Consider the following 15995-nt stretch of genomic DNA (forward strand, 5'->3'; position numbering starts at 1 on the left):
GGCACTATCGACTGGGCGGGAAGATGAACGCGGCAGTGGTACGCCGCGCCACCGGTTCAAATTCGATCGGTGGCGGCGTTCGCCGGAGGGATCTGGCCAAGGAAGTCTGCGTCGAAGAATGCACGGGCCAGGCGCGCGTCGTTCTCGATCGCTGCCGTCAGGGTCGGCAGATCGACGTATTTTTCTTCATCGCGCAGTTTTTTCAGGAATTCCACCTGGACGAGTTTACCGTAAGCGTTTCCACTGAAATCGAAGACATGGACTTCGAGCAGCACGCGTCCGCTGTCGTCGACGGTGGGGCGCACGCCCAGGCTCGCGACCGCCGGCAGCGGCGCCGGGCCCAGTCCATGCACCTGCACCACGAAGATGCCCGACAGCGCCGGGCAGTTGTGCGAGATGCGCAGGTTCAGCGTGGGAAAGCCCAGCGTGCGCCCCAGCTTCTGGCCATGGATCACATGACCGCTCACGCTGTAGGGGTGGCCGAGCAGGGTGGTGGCGCGGTCCAGATCGCCCACGGCCAGGGCGGTACGGATGGCCGAACTGGAAATGCGCTGCCCGGCTTCCATGACGGATCCGATGGATTCGACTTCAAAGCCATGGCGCGCCGCGTTCTCGCGCAGCAGGGCCAGGTCGCCACTGCGGTGCGCGCCAAAGCGGAAGTCATCGCCGATCAGCAGCCACTTGACCTGCAGGCCATCGAGCAGCAGATGGTCGATGAAGGTCTGCGCCGGCATCGATGCCAGAAGGGCATTGAAGCGCTGCACCACCACCCGCTGCATGCCGGCTCGGCCCAGGGCGCAGAGCTGATCGCGCAGGCCGGCGATGCGGGTGGGCGCGAGTTCGGGGCGGCGATGGTAATTGGCGAAGTATTCGCGCGGGTGCGGTTCGAACGTCATGACCGTGGGGACCAGGCCCCGCGCGTCGGCCGCGGCCTTGACGTTGGCAAGCATGGCCTGGTGGCCGCGGTGAACGCCGTCGAAGTTCCCGATCGTGAGCGCGCACGGCTGCCGCAGCGACGGCGGCGGCAAGCCCCGGAAGATGCGCAGGGTGGGCTGGGTGGCCGCGGACCCGGCGGTTGGCAGGGCGGCGGCGGTCGGGACTGGGTTCAAACCGGATTCACGAATGGGCTGGGCAAGAGTTCGATTCTACGACGGCCAGCGCCGCGACTCCATGCGAACGTGGCGCGGACACGTCGGTCAAGGCAGGACAAAAACGTCCTAAAACGTTGAATTATAGGAGTTTTTTGCTTGGGCACAGGGGCCCCGATGCTATAATCCGCCCATGCAAGCACCCTTATTTTCTTCATCACGGCCTTGCCGGTTCGTGATCCTGATTTCCGGGCGTGGCAGCAACATGCAAGCCATTGCCGACGCCTGCCTTACCCGCGGATTGCCCGCCCAGGTCGTTGGCGTGATCGCCAACCGCGCCCAGGCTTCCGGCCTCGAATGGGCTGCCTCCCGGGGCATTCCGACGCGCGTCGTGTCCCACCAGGGGCATGCCGACCGCGCATCGTTCGACGCCGCGCTGGCGCAGGAAATCGACGCCTTGTCGCCCGACTACGTGCTGCTGGCCGGTTTCATGCGCATCCTGACCGACGGTTTCGTCGATCATTATGCAGGCCGGTTGATCAACATCCACCCGTCGCTGCTGCCGCTGTTCCCGGGCCTGGCCACGCATCGGCAGGCGCTTGACGCAGGCGTGCAGGTGCATGGCTGCACGGTGCACGTGGTCACGCCGCAGCTCGATCACGGTCCGATCATTGCCCAGGGGATCGTGCCGGTCGAAGCCGGCGATACCCCCGACACCCTGTCGAACCGGGTGCTGCAGGTCGAACACCAGGTCTACCCGGCGGTGGCCCAGTGGCTGGCCGAAGGCCGCGTGCAGATCGACGGCGACCGCGTCAGCGTCGCTGGCGTGACCCGGCGGCTGTTCGAAGCCGGCGTGGCATCGGAAGCTGCAAGGTCGGCTGTTGCTGTGGCGACGCCGGCGCCTTCCGTAGCGACGCCGGCTGCTCCCGCGACCGCTGCTGCTCCGGCCTGCGTGGCCGCTCCGGTGGCCATTGCTGGCCACGTGATCGCCAGTTCCGCCGACATTCCCCATTTACCGGTTGCCACTTCGGCAACCTTGCGAGAAACAGTATGAAGCCAGCGCGGCCCTCCGCCCCCCGTCCCTCGTCCAAATCGCGTCCGGCCTCGCCGCTGCGCCGGCCCAAGGCCGCCGCGCCGCAGGGCCGCGGGGACGCCGAAGCACCGCGCCACGAGGGCGCCGCGCCAGGCGGCCGGGGCATCGACCGCCGCTCCGAGCGACGCGACACCAACCGAGGCACGCCGTCGGCCGACACGCGCGGCCCGCGCATGGATCGCCCGGGTAGCCCCGGCGCCGACCAGGGCCAGCGTGATGCCTGGCCGCCCGCGCCGCGTGGCAACCGTCCGGCGGCGCGCGCCGAGGGCGATCGGGCCCCACGCAATGAAGGCGATCGCGGTCCCCGTGGCGACAGCGAACGTGCTCCCCGCGCCGAGAGCGATCGCGCTCCCCGGGCCGACAGCACCCGCACGCCGCGCGACCGCATGGCCGGCGCCGAAGGCACGATGCGCCCGCGCACCCCGTCGCACCCGATCAACGTCCGCATCGAACAGGTGCGGGAGGCGCTGGGCGAAATCCTGCAGTGGTCCGGCCCGGCCGACCTGACGCTCTCGCGCTACTTCCGCAACAATCCCAAGCTGGGCATGCGCGATCGCGGCACGGTGGCCGAAGCCATCTACGACGTGCTGCGCCATCTGCGCCGCTACCGCCAGGTGGCCGAAGGCGGCCGTGGCGCCGCGACGCGCCGCCTGGCCATCCTGGGCCTGGCCTCGGTGCTTGGCCCCGAACAGGTCCGGCCGGTCCTGGGCGAAGAAGAGTCCGACTGGCTGGGCCGCGTGCTGCGCATCTCGCCGGCGTCCTTGCCGCGCGAAGTGCGCCTGAGCGTGCCCGACTGGCTGTCCGAAGCGCTTGAGATCGAGCCCGACAGCGAACGCCTGCTGATGGCGCTGAACCGCGCGGCGCCGCTCGACATCCGCATCAATCCCATGAAGATCGACCGCGACACCATCCTGGCCGAACTGCGCGCCGGGGTGGAAGACGCCGAGGTCGAGCCAACGCCGTATTCGCCTTTCGGCATCCGCCTGCAGGGCCGCCCGGCGCTCAATCGCTGGTCCCGGTTCGAAGATGGCAGCATCGAAGTCCAGGACGAAGGCAGCCAGTTGCTGGGTCTGCTGGTCGCGCCCCGCCGCGGTGAAATGGTCATCGACTTCTGCGCTGGCGCGGGCGGCAAGACCTTGTTGCTCGGCGCCCTGATGCGCTCCACCGGCCGCCTGTATGCGCTGGACGTATCGCAGGCCCGCCTGACGCGTTTCAAGCCCCGCATGGCGCGCAGCGGCCTGTCCAACGTCGTGCCTATCGTCATCGCCAATGAAAACGATGCGCGCGTGAAGCGCCTGGCGCGCAAGGCGCATCGTGTGCTGGTCGATGCGCCTTGCAGCGGCACCGGTACGCTGCGCCGCAATCCCGACCTGAAATGGCGCCAGACGCCCGAGTCCGTGTCCGAGCTGTGCGTCATGCAGCGAAGCATCCTGACGGCAGCGTCGCGCTGCGTGGCCCCCGGCGGCCGCCTGGTCTACGCAACCTGCAGCATCCTGCGGGTAGAAAACGAAGACCAGGCCGACGCCTTCCTGGCGGCCAATCCCGACTTTGAACTGCTGTCCGCGTCCGACGTGCTGGGCGACCGTGTCACCGGCCTGAACCTGACCGGGCCGTATTTGAAGCTCCGTACGGATATCCATGGCACCGACGGCTTTTTTGCCGCGGTGTTCCAGCGCAAGGCGACTGCCACGCCCCCCAAGGCCGACGCCGAAGCGGCGGCGGTGCCCGAAGCGATGACCGACATGGCGATCGATCCGGCCGATGATGCATTGCCGCCACAGGTTGCGCTGGACGGTACGGAAGAGCAGCCTGTGTAGGATCTACCCGGCCCGCCCGGGCGTCAGCGTCGCGAGGTAGACACATGCGCCGCGAAGCTGGCCCCGGGACCTCAAAAAGAGGGTGTGACCCCGCCCAAGTCACGGTATCTTTGACGCCGCAACACCTTGGATATATTTCAGGGCTGTGTCAGGAATCGGGGGTTCGGGTGGAACCCTTTAAGGGAAAATCCTGTCCAACCGGATGGCTTTTCGAGTGACTGACGCCGTGTAGGGTCAGCTACAGTAAGTGCTCTTCCCTTGCCGGGAAGGGTCATTGAGCGTTCCGCTACGAGCCCGGAGCGCGGGAAGTGCGAGTGAGGCTTGTTGTTCAGCGAAGGCGTCTATCCGATGCCCGGCTGGCGGGGCATACCTTGCCCCTTGTGCCGACGGTGATGCTTCCGCCTGGCCTGTGAGGTTTTATGGATTGGTTGCTTTCGTTTCTGTCCAACGGCGTGCTTGACGCCGCATGGTGGCAGATTCTGATTTTTGCTCTGGCTGTCACCCACGTGACGATCCTGAGCGTCACGATTTACCTGCATCGCTGCCAGGCGCATCGCGGCCTGGATCTGCACCCCGCAGTTTCCCATTTTTTCCGATTCTGGCTTTGGCTGACCACGGGCATGGTCACCAAGGAATGGGTCGCCATCCACCGCAAGCACCATGCGCGCTGCGAGCGCGACGGCGATCCGCATTCGCCCATGGTGTTCGGCATCGGCAAGGTGTTCTTTGAAGGCGCCGAGCTGTATCGCGCCGAATCGAAGGTTGACGAAACGATGGCCAAGTTTGGCCATGGCACGCCCAATGACTGGGTCGAGCGCAATCTGTATTCGCGCTTCCAGTGGCAGGGCGCGGGCCTGATGATGATCATCGACGTGACGTTGTTCGGCGCGATCGGCCTGACCATCTGGGCCGTCCAGATGATCTGGATTCCTTTCTGGGCAGCCGGCGTCGTCAACGGCATTGGCCACTTCTGGGGCTACCGCAACTACGCCAGCCCCGACGCCAGCCGCAATGTCTTCCCATGGGGATTCATCATCGGCGGTGAAGAACTGCACAACAACCACCACGCTTATGCCTCATCGGCAAAGTTTTCCAGCAAGTGGTACGAAATCGACGTGGGCTGGGGCTGGATCCGCGCATTTGAAATCCTGGGCCTGGCCAAGGTCAAGAAGGTCGCGCCCAAGCTGCGCCTGGACGAAGCCAAGCCGGCCATCGACCAGGAAACGCTGCAGGCGGTCATTACGCATCGCTACGAAATCATGGCGCGTTATGCGGATCTGCTCAAGCACGCCGCGCACGACGAGATCCAGCGCCTGAAGTCGTCCAAGGCGGCAACGGCGGCGTGGCATCCCCTCAAGCGCACGCGCAGTTTCCTGCATCTGGCCGATGACGAATCGCTGCCGCCGGCGCATCGTACCGAAGTGGCATCGGTGCTGGCGCAACACCATTCGCTGGCGACGCTGGTCCAGATGCGCCGCGAGCTGTCGTCGATCTGGGAACGGTCGACTGCGTCAAGCGAGCAATTGTTGAAAGACCTGCAGGATTGGTGCAATCGCGCGCAGCAAAGTGGGATCGCGCGGCTGGAAGAGTTCTCGGCCCGGCTTCGGAGCTATGCAGCCTGACCAGGACGTTTTTTCATAAGTAGTCCTAGCGCATTAAGGGGAGCCGTCAGGCTCCCTTTTTTTCTGTCCTACGCTAGGGAAACGCGGTCGCGCTCGGCGTTGAGTGGCGCGCTTGCGAATTCAGCCGGGTTCGTCATCGTGCACCTGCCGACGCGGTGGCGCAGCGCCCGCATAGGGCGCTGCATCGGCCCCGCGGGGTGTTTTGACGAGGTCGGGTACGCCCCTTGCTAGTTCTTCATCAATAGCGGTAATCGCATTCATCCCAATGCCGTTAAACATGTAAGAGGTTGACCATGAGATCCAATGTCGTGCCGATTCCCGTCAAGGACTTCAGTGAGCAATTTGTCGCAACGCGGCAGATGGCTATCGATGCCTATGTGCACTGGCGCAGCCAGGGTCCGGAAAAACACGATATGACCGCCCATACGCTGGCGGCCGGTTTGCTGGAGTCCATGAAGGGTGCTCCAGAAGCCGAAAAGGAAGAACTGCTGGCCTTCGTGCTGAGCGAACTCTTCGAAACCATCGAATAAGTGCATTTTGGCAATTGCGCGCATGGGCATTCAGCTCGTGGGTGGCGCATTGCCAGTCAGGCGGCCTGTGACGCATCGCCGCGGCAACGCGCGCGTTTGGCCGTATGTCGGGCGCTGCAGTTCAGGCGCCGCATTACCCAGGAGAATCACGATGACCAAGACACTGAAACTGATTTGCGCAACGACTGCCATGGCGGCCAGCATGGCGGCGGGCGGCGTGTTCGCACAAAGCAATCCGCCTGCCGGCGCTGACTCGAAAGGTCGCACGCCGCCGGTCGTATCGCCGCAGCGCGCGGAATCGGGCGGCGTACGTGACCCCGCAGCCGCAAATACCAATCGCAATACCGCAACGCCCAGCGGCAATGTGGCTGGCGTCGGGCAGGGTGCAACCGGTCAGCGTGGCACCACGCAGCTCGACACGCGCAAAGGCCAGGAAAAGGTCACGCGCGACGCCAAGTAAGCGGGTACCGACAGGCTCGCTGTAGCGTTCCGGCAGGCAAGGCCTGTCGGTGCAGTTCCGCCAGGTTCTCGAGAGTTGCGGTTCAGCCAGGTTCGGAAGGCGTCCGCTCTGCAGCCGGAACGACAACGTCGCGAGAACGAAAAAAATGCCCCGAGGGGCATTTTTTTGGCCCTGGCATGAAGCCTGGGCCGGAAACGATTGAGCAGCGTGCTGTATCCGCTGACCACCGCCTGAAGGAGGCGACCAGAGAACCGGCTGGCTTACTTCAGCTTCGTTTCTTTGTAGTCCACGTGCTTACGAGCGACCGGATCAAACTTCTTGATCAGCATCTTCTCGGGCGTCGTGCGCTTGTTCTTGGTGGTGGTGTAGAAATGCCCGGTTCCAGCGGTGGATTCGAGCTTGATCTTTTCGCGTGCGCCTTTGGCCATGATCTCTTCCTATTAGCGTGGAATTAAGCGGCTTCGCCGCGGGCGCGCAGTTCAACCAGGACGGATTCGATACCGTTCTTGTCGATCGTACGCAGTGCGTTCGTGCTGACGCGCAGGCGGACAAAGCGGTTTTCGCTTTCAACCCAGAAACGGCGCGATTGCAGGTTAGGCAAAAAGCGACGCTTGGTCTTGTTGTTCGCGTGCGAAACGTTATTGCCCGACATCGGGCGCTTACCGGTAACTTGACATACTCGTGCCATAGCGACACCTCTTCTATTTCGTGGAATTCGTGATACGGACAGGGCTGCGCCTAACGGGGCATCCGGCATGCCGGGCGGGTAAGCACCCGCCCGGCGTGGACGTGAACACTGACCACTGCTGGGCGGATAAGCATGCCGGGCTTGCACGGCTGACTTGCCGTTGGCTGCACTCAACACGCCGTAAAGCTCACGAGCATAGCATGGAAAAACCAATGCAATCAAGCGCTTGTGCCGCTGCATCAAGGGGAACGCCACAGTTTACATTGCGCCGCGTTCCGCCAGGGACGTCGTGGCGGTGCCGGCGACGATGATGTGATCGAGCAGCCGGATGTCGACCAGCGCCAGCGCGTTCTTGACGTGCTGCGTCAGGCGTTCGTCGGCCGGGCTGGGCTCAGGATTGCCTGACGGATGGTTGTGCGTCAGGATGACCGAGGCGGCATGCACCCGCAGCGCCTCGCGCACGATCTCGCGCGGATAGACCATGGTCTGGCCCAGCGTGCCTTCCGACAGCGTCGTGACCTGGATCAGCCGGTTGCGCATATCCAGATAGAGCGCCAGGCAGCATTCGATCTGCCGGTGCGCCAGGGCCATCGAACAATATTGTTTGACGGCGGACGGGTGGGTGAGCACGTCTTCGCGCTGCAGGGTCTCGGCCACTTCGCGCCGCGCCAGTTCCAGGATGGCCTGCAGCTGCCCCACCTTGACCTCGCCCAGTCCGTCGATCGTTCGCAGGTCGTCGCGCGAGGCGGCAAACAGCCCCCGCAGACCATTGAAGCGCGCAAGCAGCTGCCTGCCCAGTTCGATGGCGTTGCAGCCGGCGGTGCCTGTACGCAACAGCACGGCAAGCAGTTCGGCGTCGGTCAGGACCGACGGGCCGTGGCGCTGCAGGCGTTCGCGCGGGCGTTCATCGAGAGGGACAGCGTGTTGCAGCGAGGTGGACGAAGCCATGATGGGTCCTGCCGATAGCGGGTTTCTGGAAGAAGGATGACGAGGCGGCAACACCACGCCGGTCCTGTGCCCAAACAAGGTAAAATCGACGTTTTGCCGCATCGTTCCTGTGTGGCGCACTCGTATCGATACGGTGACATACCTTGAGTTCTGCCTCCTCCGATTCGTCCTTGCTCATCCGTGAGGACTCCTACGTAACCCTGCACTACCGCATCTCGCTGGCCTCCGGCCCCGGCGAAGGCGAAGTGTTTGCCGATACGTTCACGGGCCGTCCGGCCACGCTGCAACTGGGCGCAGGGCAATGGGCGCCAGGCATGGAAGGCCCCCTGGTCGGTCATGCCGAAGGCGAGCGCTTCAGTTATACGCTCGCGCCAGTGCATGCCTATGGCGACCGGAATCCCGAATTGATCCAGCGCGTCACGCTTGCCATGCTGCGCGAACACGCCGGCGACGAGAACTTCGAGCCGGGCGACCTGGTCGAATTCCAGGCCCCGAACGGCGCGAAATACTCCGGCATCTTCAAAGAGAAGGACGCCACGACCGCGGTGTTCGATTTCAACCATCCGCTTGCCGGCCATGCCCTGCAGATCGACGTGGCCATCCTGGGAGTGATGTAGATGACTGGTGTTGAGACGACCGTGGCAGACGCCCCGGCCAGCGCCGACGGCCTGGTGGCGCGCGAAACGCGCCGCGCCGTGCCCGTCGACGTGGTGCTTGCGCAGCCGCGCGGCTTTTGCGCCGGCGTGGATCGCGCGATCGACATCGTCGAGCGCGCCCTGGAACTGTTCGGCGCGCCGATATATGTCCGCCACGAGATCGTCCACAACCGGTATGTCGTGGAAGACCTGCGCAACAAGGGCGCCATCTTCATCGACGACCTGGAACTCGCGCCGCCCGGGTCCACGGTGGTGTTCTCGGCCCATGGCGTGCCCAAGGCCGTCCGCCGCGAAGCCGACGGCCGCGAACTGAAAGTGTTTGACGCCACCTGCCCGCTGGTGACCAAGGTGCACGTGGAAGTCGCCAAGATGCGCGCCGCCGGCAACGAGATTGTCATGATCGGCCACAAGGGCCATCCTGAAGTCGAAGGCACCCTGGGCCAGTCCGAAGGCGGCATGTACCTGGTCGAAACGGTCGAAGACGTGCTGGCGCTGCAGGTGACCGATCCGACGCGGCTGGCGTATGTCACGCAGACCACGCTGTCGGTGGATGACGCGGCCGAAGTTGCCAACGCCCTGAAGGCGCGCTTTCCGGGCATCGTCGAGCCCAAGCGCAGCGACATCTGTTATGCCACCCAGAACCGCCAGGATGCCGTCAAGATCATGGCGCCCGAATGCGATCTGGTGCTGGTGGTGGGCAGCGTCAACAGTTCCAATTCGAACCGGCTGCGTGAAGTGGCCGAGCGCAAGGGCGCCATGTCCTTCCTGATCGACGGTCCGCAAGACATCGATCCGTCATGGCTGACCAACCGCAGCCGCGTCGGCGTGACGGCAGGAGCCTCGGCGCCGGAATTGCTGGTGCAGCAGGTGATCGCGCGGCTCAAGGAACTGGGCGCCGTGTCGGTCCGGACCATGGACGGCGCGGAAGAGGGCGTGTCCTTCCCGCTGCCCAAAGGCCTGTCGCGCAAGGTGGACCTGACTTAGGGCATGCGGGGATCCGAACGTGGCCTACACAAAGAAAATCTGCACCCCTTGAATTTCATCTGATTTCTTTGCTAGAATTGCGGGCTACGCTACAGAGCAGCAAAGCTGGATCGGCAACGCCGGTTCATGTCGTGCCTCTGGCAGCGGGTGGTACAAGCCGATGTAGCTCAGTTGGTAGAGCAGCGCATTCGTAATGCGAAGGTCGTCAGTTCGATTCCGATCATCGGCACCAATCTGAAAGACGAAGATCGAGTCTGCTCGATCGGCGGATTTCTTGAAGCCCCGCAGTATTGACCCAGGTTAAGCCTTGGTCGGTGCTGCGGGGCTTTTTCTTGCCTGCAGAATGAGTCGGTTCGGCCGCATCGGCAGACGGGTCGGCCGGGTCCGCCAGCTTGCTCAACGCACCAGGTTGTACAGGATCCGTACGGTCGCCAGCACCAGGCCGTCGTTGATCATCCACGACACGATCAACTCCAGCACCACCGCCAGCGCCACCGACGCCAGCAGGGGCAGCAAGCGCGCCACCCAGAATCCGATCATGACGAAGCCGGTGTCCGCCAAGGAATTCAGGATGCTGTCGCCGTCATAGTCGGGCGCGGCGTTGGCGGCGTTGTCCATGAGCTGAATCACCCACGGTGTGTTCTCCATCACTTCCCAGACCGTGCTACTGAACACCGCCAGCAGTGCCAGATCAGCCACGCGCCACGTCGGCCGCAACCACCGAAAACCCCGCGACAGGGCGATCCCGAAAATGAGGTGCAACAACGAGTAGGGGTCCGCCACCTGCTGGGAATTCTGAGCGGCGTCCGATCCGGTTTGCCAGAGCGACACCACGCCGCACGGGCAGATGGCGCTGCGGCCCACCAGCACGAGCCACAGCACGTGGATCGCGAGCAGAAAGGGGATCAGGAATTTGCCGAACGGCTTGGCGGGAGTTAAGACTTGGTCGGAGGGATAGGCCACGCGTCGGCTCTCAGGACATCGATGGCTGTGCCTGCGCAAGCAAGGTGCCTAGCCGAGAGCAAGAATAGGGCAGGGCGGCCGATACGCTGCAACGACCTGGCGACGACAGGCCCGGGACCCGCAAGAACGCGTCAGGCGTCCAACGTCAGTTCTGCTCCGGCCGGTAGTCCTGTTCGATGGCAGCCCGCCTTCCGTGCCGGAACCACCAGGCGGCCGTCGCTACACCGGCCAGGTAGGCAAGGATGGCAAAGGCCATCAACATCAAGGGATTCATGATTGACGGGTGGAAGATCATCGGATCCAGGGCCGACATGGCAGCTCCTTCAAGACAGTTGGCACAGTTTCGCCAAATGTCACAGATGCGCCCATCGGCGAAAGGGCCCAAAGGAGTAGCAAGATGCGCCCTAGTCCTGATGTCGGAGCCTGTCGTAGGCCGGTCCGTGCAGTTCGGGGTGTAGCCTCATCCGGGTTACCCCTGCGGCAGGGGTCGTTGCCAGTGCGCGGGTTCCCCCTGCATCCACCTTGCATCCACCCTTGATCAGCTTCCTTGCCTGACTGACAGCACGTCCAGCACGGAGGTTTGCTGCTTGATCGATCCCAGGACAATGTTCGACTGGATATCACGCACGCCCGGCGCGCGGTACAGCCGGTTGACGATGAAGTCCGAGTAATGGCTTACATCGCGCGTGCGTACCACCAGCATGTAATTGGCGCCGCCTGTCACGATGCGGGCCGACACGACTTCCGGCCAATCCTGCAGGGCCGACACGAACGTCTCGTGCCAGTTGGGGACTTCGTGGCGCATGGACACGTGGACGACGGCTTCGACTTCCAGGCCGAGCTTGACCGGATCGAGCACGCATTGATAGCCGCTGATGACGCCTGCGTCTTCGAGCAGCTTGACGCGCCGCAGGCAGGCCGAGGGCGAGAGCGCAATACGCGCCGCCAGGTCCTGGTTGCTGATGCGGCCTTCGGCCTGCAGGCACTCAAGGATGCGAAGATCGATCTTGTCGAGATTTGGTCGCATGAATCGTCCTTTCAAGTGCGTTGCACGAAATATCCTGCGGTTATTGGATGATAAACGCCGCATGAACGCCAGCACATTCGATGCGCCCTTCTATAAGATGGAGTCATGTTGCTGCACTGCAGATGTCATTGCCGCAAGCGATCCGCCCCACTGTTGCAGACCCCGTCACCCCGTCACCCCGTCACCCCCGACACCGAGACCGCCATGTCCTGTCCCTACCAAGCGCCGGCAGCCGATACGCCCGCGTGGCACGATGCCCAGATGAAGTTCGACAAATCGATGAGCTACGGCGACTACCTGTCGCTGGACGAACTGCTCAGCGCGCAGCATCCGATTTCGACGCATCACGACGAAATGCTGTTCATCGTGCAGCATCAGACCAGCGAACTCTGGATGAAGCTTGCCTTGCACGAATTGATGGCGGCGCGGGACTACATCCGGTCGGACCGGGTCGAACCGGCACTCAAAGTCCTGGCGCGGGTGTCGCGGATCATGGAACAACTGGTGCAGGCGTGGACGGTGCTGTCGACGCTCACCCCTTCGGAATATTCCGAATTCCGCGACGTGCTGGGCGCGTCGTCGGGATTCCAGTCCTACCAGTACCGGCAGATCGAATTCATCCTGGGCAACAAGAACCCGGCCATGACGCAGCCGCACGAACATCATGCCGAGCGCAACGCGCTGGTGGTGGCCGCGCTCAACGCGCCGTCGATCTACGACGAGATCATTGCGTTGATGGCGCGCCGCGGCCTGCCGATCGACGCCGGCCGCCTGGAGCGTGACTGGACGCAGCCGACCACGTCGGACGTGTCGGTCGAGCTGGCCTGGTTGACGGTGTATCGGGACACGCACGGCTGGTGGGACGTCTATGCGCTGGGCGAAAAGCTCATCGACCTGGAAGATGCCTTCCGCCAGTGGCGCTTTCGTCACGTCACCACCGTGGAACGCGTGATCGGCTTCAAGCGCGGCACGGGCGGCACCGCGGGCGTCAGCTACCTGCGCAAGATGCTCGATGTCGTGCTGTTTCCCGAGCTGTGGCACGTACGCACCGCGTTGTAAGTCCGCTCTGACAAGACCGTGTTCCAACTCGGCCATATTGACTTAGACTACCCGGCAAACCGCCAAGGAAATTACCGTGTTCAAGCATATCCCCTCCTACCCGGGAGACCCCATCCTGTCCTTGATGCACACGTTCATGAAGGACGACCGCCCGCACAAGGCCAACCTCAGCATCGGGCTGTACTACGACGAAGCGGGCAAGATCCCGGTGCTGAAAAGCGTCGAGACGGCGCAGCAGCGCATCGATCAGTCGGTGCCGCACGTGTACCTGCCGATGGAAGGCGACAACACGTATCGCCGCCTGATCGCCGAGACGGTGTTCGGCGCCGATCACGCGGTGGTCAAGGAGCAGCGCGTCGCGACCATCCATACGCTGGGCGGATCGGGTGCGCTGAAGGTCGGCGCGGATTTCCTGAAGGCGTACTTTCCTGACAGCGAACTGTGGATCAGCGATCCGACCTGGGAAAATCACTACAACATCCTGGGCGGCGCGGGCCTGGTGATGCATACCTTCCCGTACTACGACCCGGCCACCAACGGCATTCGCTTCGACGAGATGATGGCGGCGTTGGAAAAGCTGCCGGCGCGCGCCATCGTGTTGCTGCAGCCGTGCTGCCACAACCCGACCGGGATCGATCCCACGCGTGAACAGTGGACGGCCATTGCCGACGTCCTGCTTCGCCGCAACGTGATCCCGTTCTTCGACATGGCATACCAGGGTTTTGGTGACGACCTGGACGAAGACGCCTGGGTGGTGCGGCACATGGCGGCGCAGGGCGCGGCCATGCTGGTCGGCAATTCGTTTTCCAAGAACATGTCCTTGTATGGCGAGCGCGTAGGCGGCCTGTCGGTCGTGTGCGGCACGTCGGCCGAAGCCGGCCAGGTGCTGGGCCAGCTGCAAGCCACCGTGCGCAAGAACTATTCGAGCCCGCCGCTGTTCGGCAGCCGGGTGGTCAGCGGCGTGCTGGGCGATCCGGCACTGCGCGCCATGTGGGCCGACGAAGTCACGCAGATGCGCAAGCGTATCCACGAGATGCGTGCGGCACTGCGCAGCGGTCTGAAGGCCCGCCTGCCGGATCTGGACGTCGAATACTTCGTCACCCAGCGCGGCATGTTCAGCTACACCGGCCTGGGTTCGCAGCAAGTCGACACGCTGCGCGACGAGTATGGCGTGTACCTGATCAAGTCGGGTCGCATGTGCGTGGCCGGCCTGAGCCACGGCAACCTCGAACTGGTGGCCGACTCGATGGCCAAGGTGATGCAGCCGTCAGCCTCGCGCTGATCGGCGGCCTGCGCGTCCGCGCCCGCTGGCGCGCAGGCTGTTGCTGCAACAACGTTCTCCTTGAAGGACCGGGTGGCGCGCCGCTACAATCCGAACCAGATATCGAACCAGTGCGTTCCGCAATCTGGTTCCTTACGTAAGCGTTAACGTCAGCCAACGCATCTTGTCAGGCATTGCGCATGTCATGCACGCTGCATGGCGTCCGTCATCGCCCGTTTGGATGCGACTATTCATGATGATGCTTACCGCGCGGCTCTCCGCCGCGTTGCGCGCGTGTCTTCCCCTTCCTTTCCTTTCTGACCCTGCCGGCCAGGCCATGCGCCAGGGTGATGCCCCATGACTGCACCCCCTCGCTCCCCCGCGGCCGAACTGACGCCGCTTGTCCTCATCGTCCTGGCCGGCTTCCTGTCAATCGGCATTCCCCTTCCGGCCCTGGCCCTGTATGTGAACGGCACCCTGGGATTCAACGCGGTGACAGTGGGGTGGGTGGTCGGCATCCAGGCGTTCGCCACCATCCTGACGCGTCAGGTCGCCGGCGCCTATTGCGACCGGCATGGGCCGCGCAAGTCGGTGCTCCTGGGGCTGCCCCTCGCCTCGCTGGCGGCGCTGTTCTATCTGGCGTCTCCCTTCATGCCCACGCCGGTGGCCAGTCTGGTCGTGCTGATCCTGGGCCGTCTCATCATGGGGCCGGCCGAAAGCCTGTATCTGACCGGCACCATGACCTGGGGCATCGGGCGCGTGGGTCCGCAGCGCACCGGCATGGTTATGGCCTGGCAGGGCATCGCCATGTTCGCCGCACTCGGGATGGGCGCGCCGATCGGCGTGGCCGTGCAGCAGCACTGGGGCTTTGCGGGTATCGCGGCCATTACCTTTGTGCTGCCGCTGGTGGGCTGGGCGATTGCCACGCGCATGGCGCCACTGGCCGCGCGGGCGGCCAGCGCCATCCGCCTGTCTTTCTTCAGCGTGATCGGACTCATCTGGCGCTATGGTCTGGCGCTGGCCTTTGCCGCCATGCCTTTTGCGATCATCACCAGCTTTCTGGTGCTGATGTACGGCACGCGCAACTGGGAAGGCGCGGGCTTTGCCATTGCCGGCTTTGCCGCGGGGTATGTCGCCGTCCGCCTGTTCCTGGCGCACCTTCCCGACAAGATGGGGGGAATGACCGTGGGCGCGGTGTCGGTGGCGATCGAAATGGCTGGGCAGTTGCTGCTGTGGCAGGCCGATACCGCCACGCTCGCGTTCCTGGGCACCTTGTTGACCGGTATCGGCTTTTCGCTGGTGTTTCCGTCGATGGGCGTCGAGGCCATGGCGCGCGTCCCGGCGCATGCCCGGGGCGTTGCCGTGGGCAGCTTCCTGGCCTTCGTCGACGTGGCGTCGGGTCTGACCGGACCGGTGGTGGGACTGGTGATCGGGCTGTACGGCTATCAGGCCAGCTTCATCGCGGGCGCCGCGGCGTGCGCCATCGCCATCCTGTTGATGGCGTCAGGCCGCCGCCGGGTGCCTGTTTCTTGATCAACCCCCCGCAAGCCCAATGGGATTGCGGGTTTCGCGGGGTTGTCCTGCCGCTTTCCCCATGCTTGTCCACACTGGCGCTGGATAACTTTTCCGGACGCTGCGGCATGGCTCAAGTTCGGCCCCGTGGCAGCCGTTATCCTTCGTACATGGTTGAGAAAGTGGCTTCATCCATCGCGCCCGGTTGCGTATCGGCCAGGGGTGCCGTGCGACGGGGCAAGGTGCCTCGAATCGGGTCAGGGGCGTCATACGCCAGCATTGACGCG

16 protein-coding genes, 1 tRNA gene and 1 pseudogene are annotated in these 15995 nt (G+C 64.0%); 11 read left to right on the forward strand and 7 right to left on the reverse strand.

Translation table 11 applies throughout. The features are described from left to right. Positions 1 to 56 precede the first annotated feature (56 nt). Positions 57 to 1046, reverse strand: a complete 990-nt coding sequence (locus IE116_RS24355; RefSeq protein WP_189616640.1) for a bifunctional riboflavin kinase/FAD synthetase — start codon at positions 1044 to 1046, stop codon at positions 57 to 59. Positions 1047 to 1281: 235 nt separating this feature from the next. Between IE116_RS24355 and purN the strand changes: the two are divergent. From purN to IE116_RS24380, 5 genes and pseudogenes are all read left to right on the forward strand, one after another. Continuing rightward, positions 1282 to 1932, forward strand: a pseudogene (gene purN / locus IE116_RS24360) (phosphoribosylglycinamide formyltransferase); the annotation flags it as partial. Between the two features lie 656 nt (positions 1933 to 2588). After that, positions 2589 to 3998 (forward strand): RsmB/NOP family class I SAM-dependent RNA methyltransferase, encoded by a 1410-nt coding sequence (locus IE116_RS24365; RefSeq protein WP_229828911.1) that lies wholly within the window; start codon positions 2589 to 2591, stop codon positions 3996 to 3998. Positions 3999 to 4417: 419 nt separating this feature from the next. Beyond that, positions 4418 to 5620 carry a DesA family fatty acid desaturase gene (locus IE116_RS24370; protein WP_189616325.1) on the forward strand — a complete coding sequence of 401 codons (1203 nt, stop codon included), beginning with the start codon at positions 4418 to 4420 and terminating at the stop codon, positions 5618 to 5620. 293 nt (positions 5621 to 5913) lie between these two features. Further along, on the forward strand, positions 5914 to 6150 hold the full coding sequence (locus IE116_RS24375) for a hypothetical protein (protein ID WP_179590198.1): 237 nt from the start codon (positions 5914 to 5916) through the stop codon (positions 6148 to 6150). A 151-nt stretch (positions 6151 to 6301) separates the two neighbouring features. Then, positions 6302 to 6610, forward strand: a complete 309-nt coding sequence (locus IE116_RS24380; RefSeq protein ID WP_189616327.1) for a hypothetical protein — start codon at positions 6302 to 6304, stop codon at positions 6608 to 6610. Positions 6611 to 6870: 260 nt separating this feature from the next. Here IE116_RS24380 and rpmG read toward each other — a convergent pair whose 3' ends face one another. The 3 genes from rpmG to radC form a co-directional block, all read right to left on the reverse strand. Beyond that, positions 6871 to 7038, reverse strand: a complete 168-nt coding sequence (gene rpmG / locus IE116_RS24385; RefSeq protein ID WP_179590194.1) for a 50S ribosomal protein L33 — start codon at positions 7036 to 7038, stop codon at positions 6871 to 6873. 23 nt (positions 7039 to 7061) lie between these two features. Then, on the reverse strand, positions 7062 to 7298 hold the full coding sequence (gene rpmB / locus IE116_RS24390; protein WP_179590781.1) for a 50S ribosomal protein L28: 237 nt from the start codon (positions 7296 to 7298) through the stop codon (positions 7062 to 7064). A gap of 258 nt (positions 7299 to 7556) precedes the next feature. After that, complete coding sequence (gene radC / locus IE116_RS24395) at positions 7557 to 8246, reverse strand: RadC family protein (protein ID WP_189616328.1); 690 nt, start codon at positions 8244 to 8246, stop codon at positions 7557 to 7559. A gap of 143 nt (positions 8247 to 8389) precedes the next feature. On the opposite strand from radC, the gene IE116_RS24400 reads away from it, so the two are divergent. The 3 genes from IE116_RS24400 to IE116_RS24410 all read left to right on the forward strand — a co-directional run bounded on the left by IE116_RS24400 (position 8390) and on the right by IE116_RS24410 (position 10118). Beyond that, a complete protein-coding gene (locus tag IE116_RS24400) occupies positions 8390 to 8863 on the forward strand; it encodes an FKBP-type peptidyl-prolyl cis-trans isomerase (RefSeq protein ID WP_189616330.1) in 474 nt (157 codons plus the stop codon). 54 nt (positions 8864 to 8917) lie between these two features. Continuing rightward, entirely contained in the window at positions 8918 to 9886 is a 969-nt protein-coding gene (ispH, locus tag IE116_RS24405) for a 4-hydroxy-3-methylbut-2-enyl diphosphate reductase (protein WP_229828913.1), read from the forward strand. A gap of 156 nt (positions 9887 to 10042) precedes the next feature. Next, positions 10043 to 10118, forward strand: a tRNA-Thr gene (locus tag IE116_RS24410). A gap of 164 nt (positions 10119 to 10282) precedes the next feature. On the opposite strand, the gene IE116_RS24415 is transcribed toward IE116_RS24410, so the two are convergent. The 3 genes from IE116_RS24415 to IE116_RS24425 all read right to left on the reverse strand — a co-directional run bounded on the left by IE116_RS24415 (position 10283) and on the right by IE116_RS24425 (position 11876). Beyond that, a complete protein-coding gene (locus IE116_RS24415; RefSeq protein WP_189616335.1) occupies positions 10283 to 10849 on the reverse strand; it encodes a DUF2585 family protein in 567 nt (188 codons plus the stop codon). A gap of 145 nt (positions 10850 to 10994) precedes the next feature. Continuing rightward, positions 10995 to 11162, reverse strand: a complete 168-nt coding sequence (locus IE116_RS24420) for a hypothetical protein (RefSeq protein WP_189616337.1) — start codon at positions 11160 to 11162, stop codon at positions 10995 to 10997. Between the two features lie 225 nt (positions 11163 to 11387). Next, positions 11388 to 11876: an Lrp/AsnC family transcriptional regulator gene (locus IE116_RS24425; RefSeq protein WP_189616340.1), complete on the reverse strand. Its 489-nt coding sequence runs from the start codon at positions 11874 to 11876 to the stop codon at positions 11388 to 11390. Positions 11877 to 12080: 204 nt separating this feature from the next. Here IE116_RS24425 and kynA point away from each other — a divergent pair, with 204 nt between their 5' ends. From kynA to IE116_RS24440, 3 genes are all read left to right on the forward strand, one after another. Continuing rightward, positions 12081 to 12935: a tryptophan 2,3-dioxygenase gene (gene kynA / locus IE116_RS24430; RefSeq protein WP_189616342.1), complete on the forward strand. Its 855-nt coding sequence runs from the start codon at positions 12081 to 12083 to the stop codon at positions 12933 to 12935. A 76-nt stretch (positions 12936 to 13011) separates the two neighbouring features. Then, positions 13012 to 14217 (forward strand): amino acid aminotransferase, encoded by a 1206-nt coding sequence (locus IE116_RS24435; protein ID WP_189616344.1) that lies wholly within the window; start codon positions 13012 to 13014, stop codon positions 14215 to 14217. A 336-nt stretch (positions 14218 to 14553) separates the two neighbouring features. After that, a complete protein-coding gene (locus IE116_RS24440; RefSeq protein ID WP_189616346.1) occupies positions 14554 to 15729 on the forward strand; it encodes an MFS transporter in 1176 nt (391 codons plus the stop codon). Positions 15730 to 15995 lie beyond the last annotated feature (266 nt).

This window comes from Pigmentiphaga litoralis, from assembly GCF_014651835.1.
GTDB classification, from domain to species: domain Bacteria; phylum Pseudomonadota; class Gammaproteobacteria; order Burkholderiales; family Burkholderiaceae_B; genus Pigmentiphaga; species Pigmentiphaga litoralis.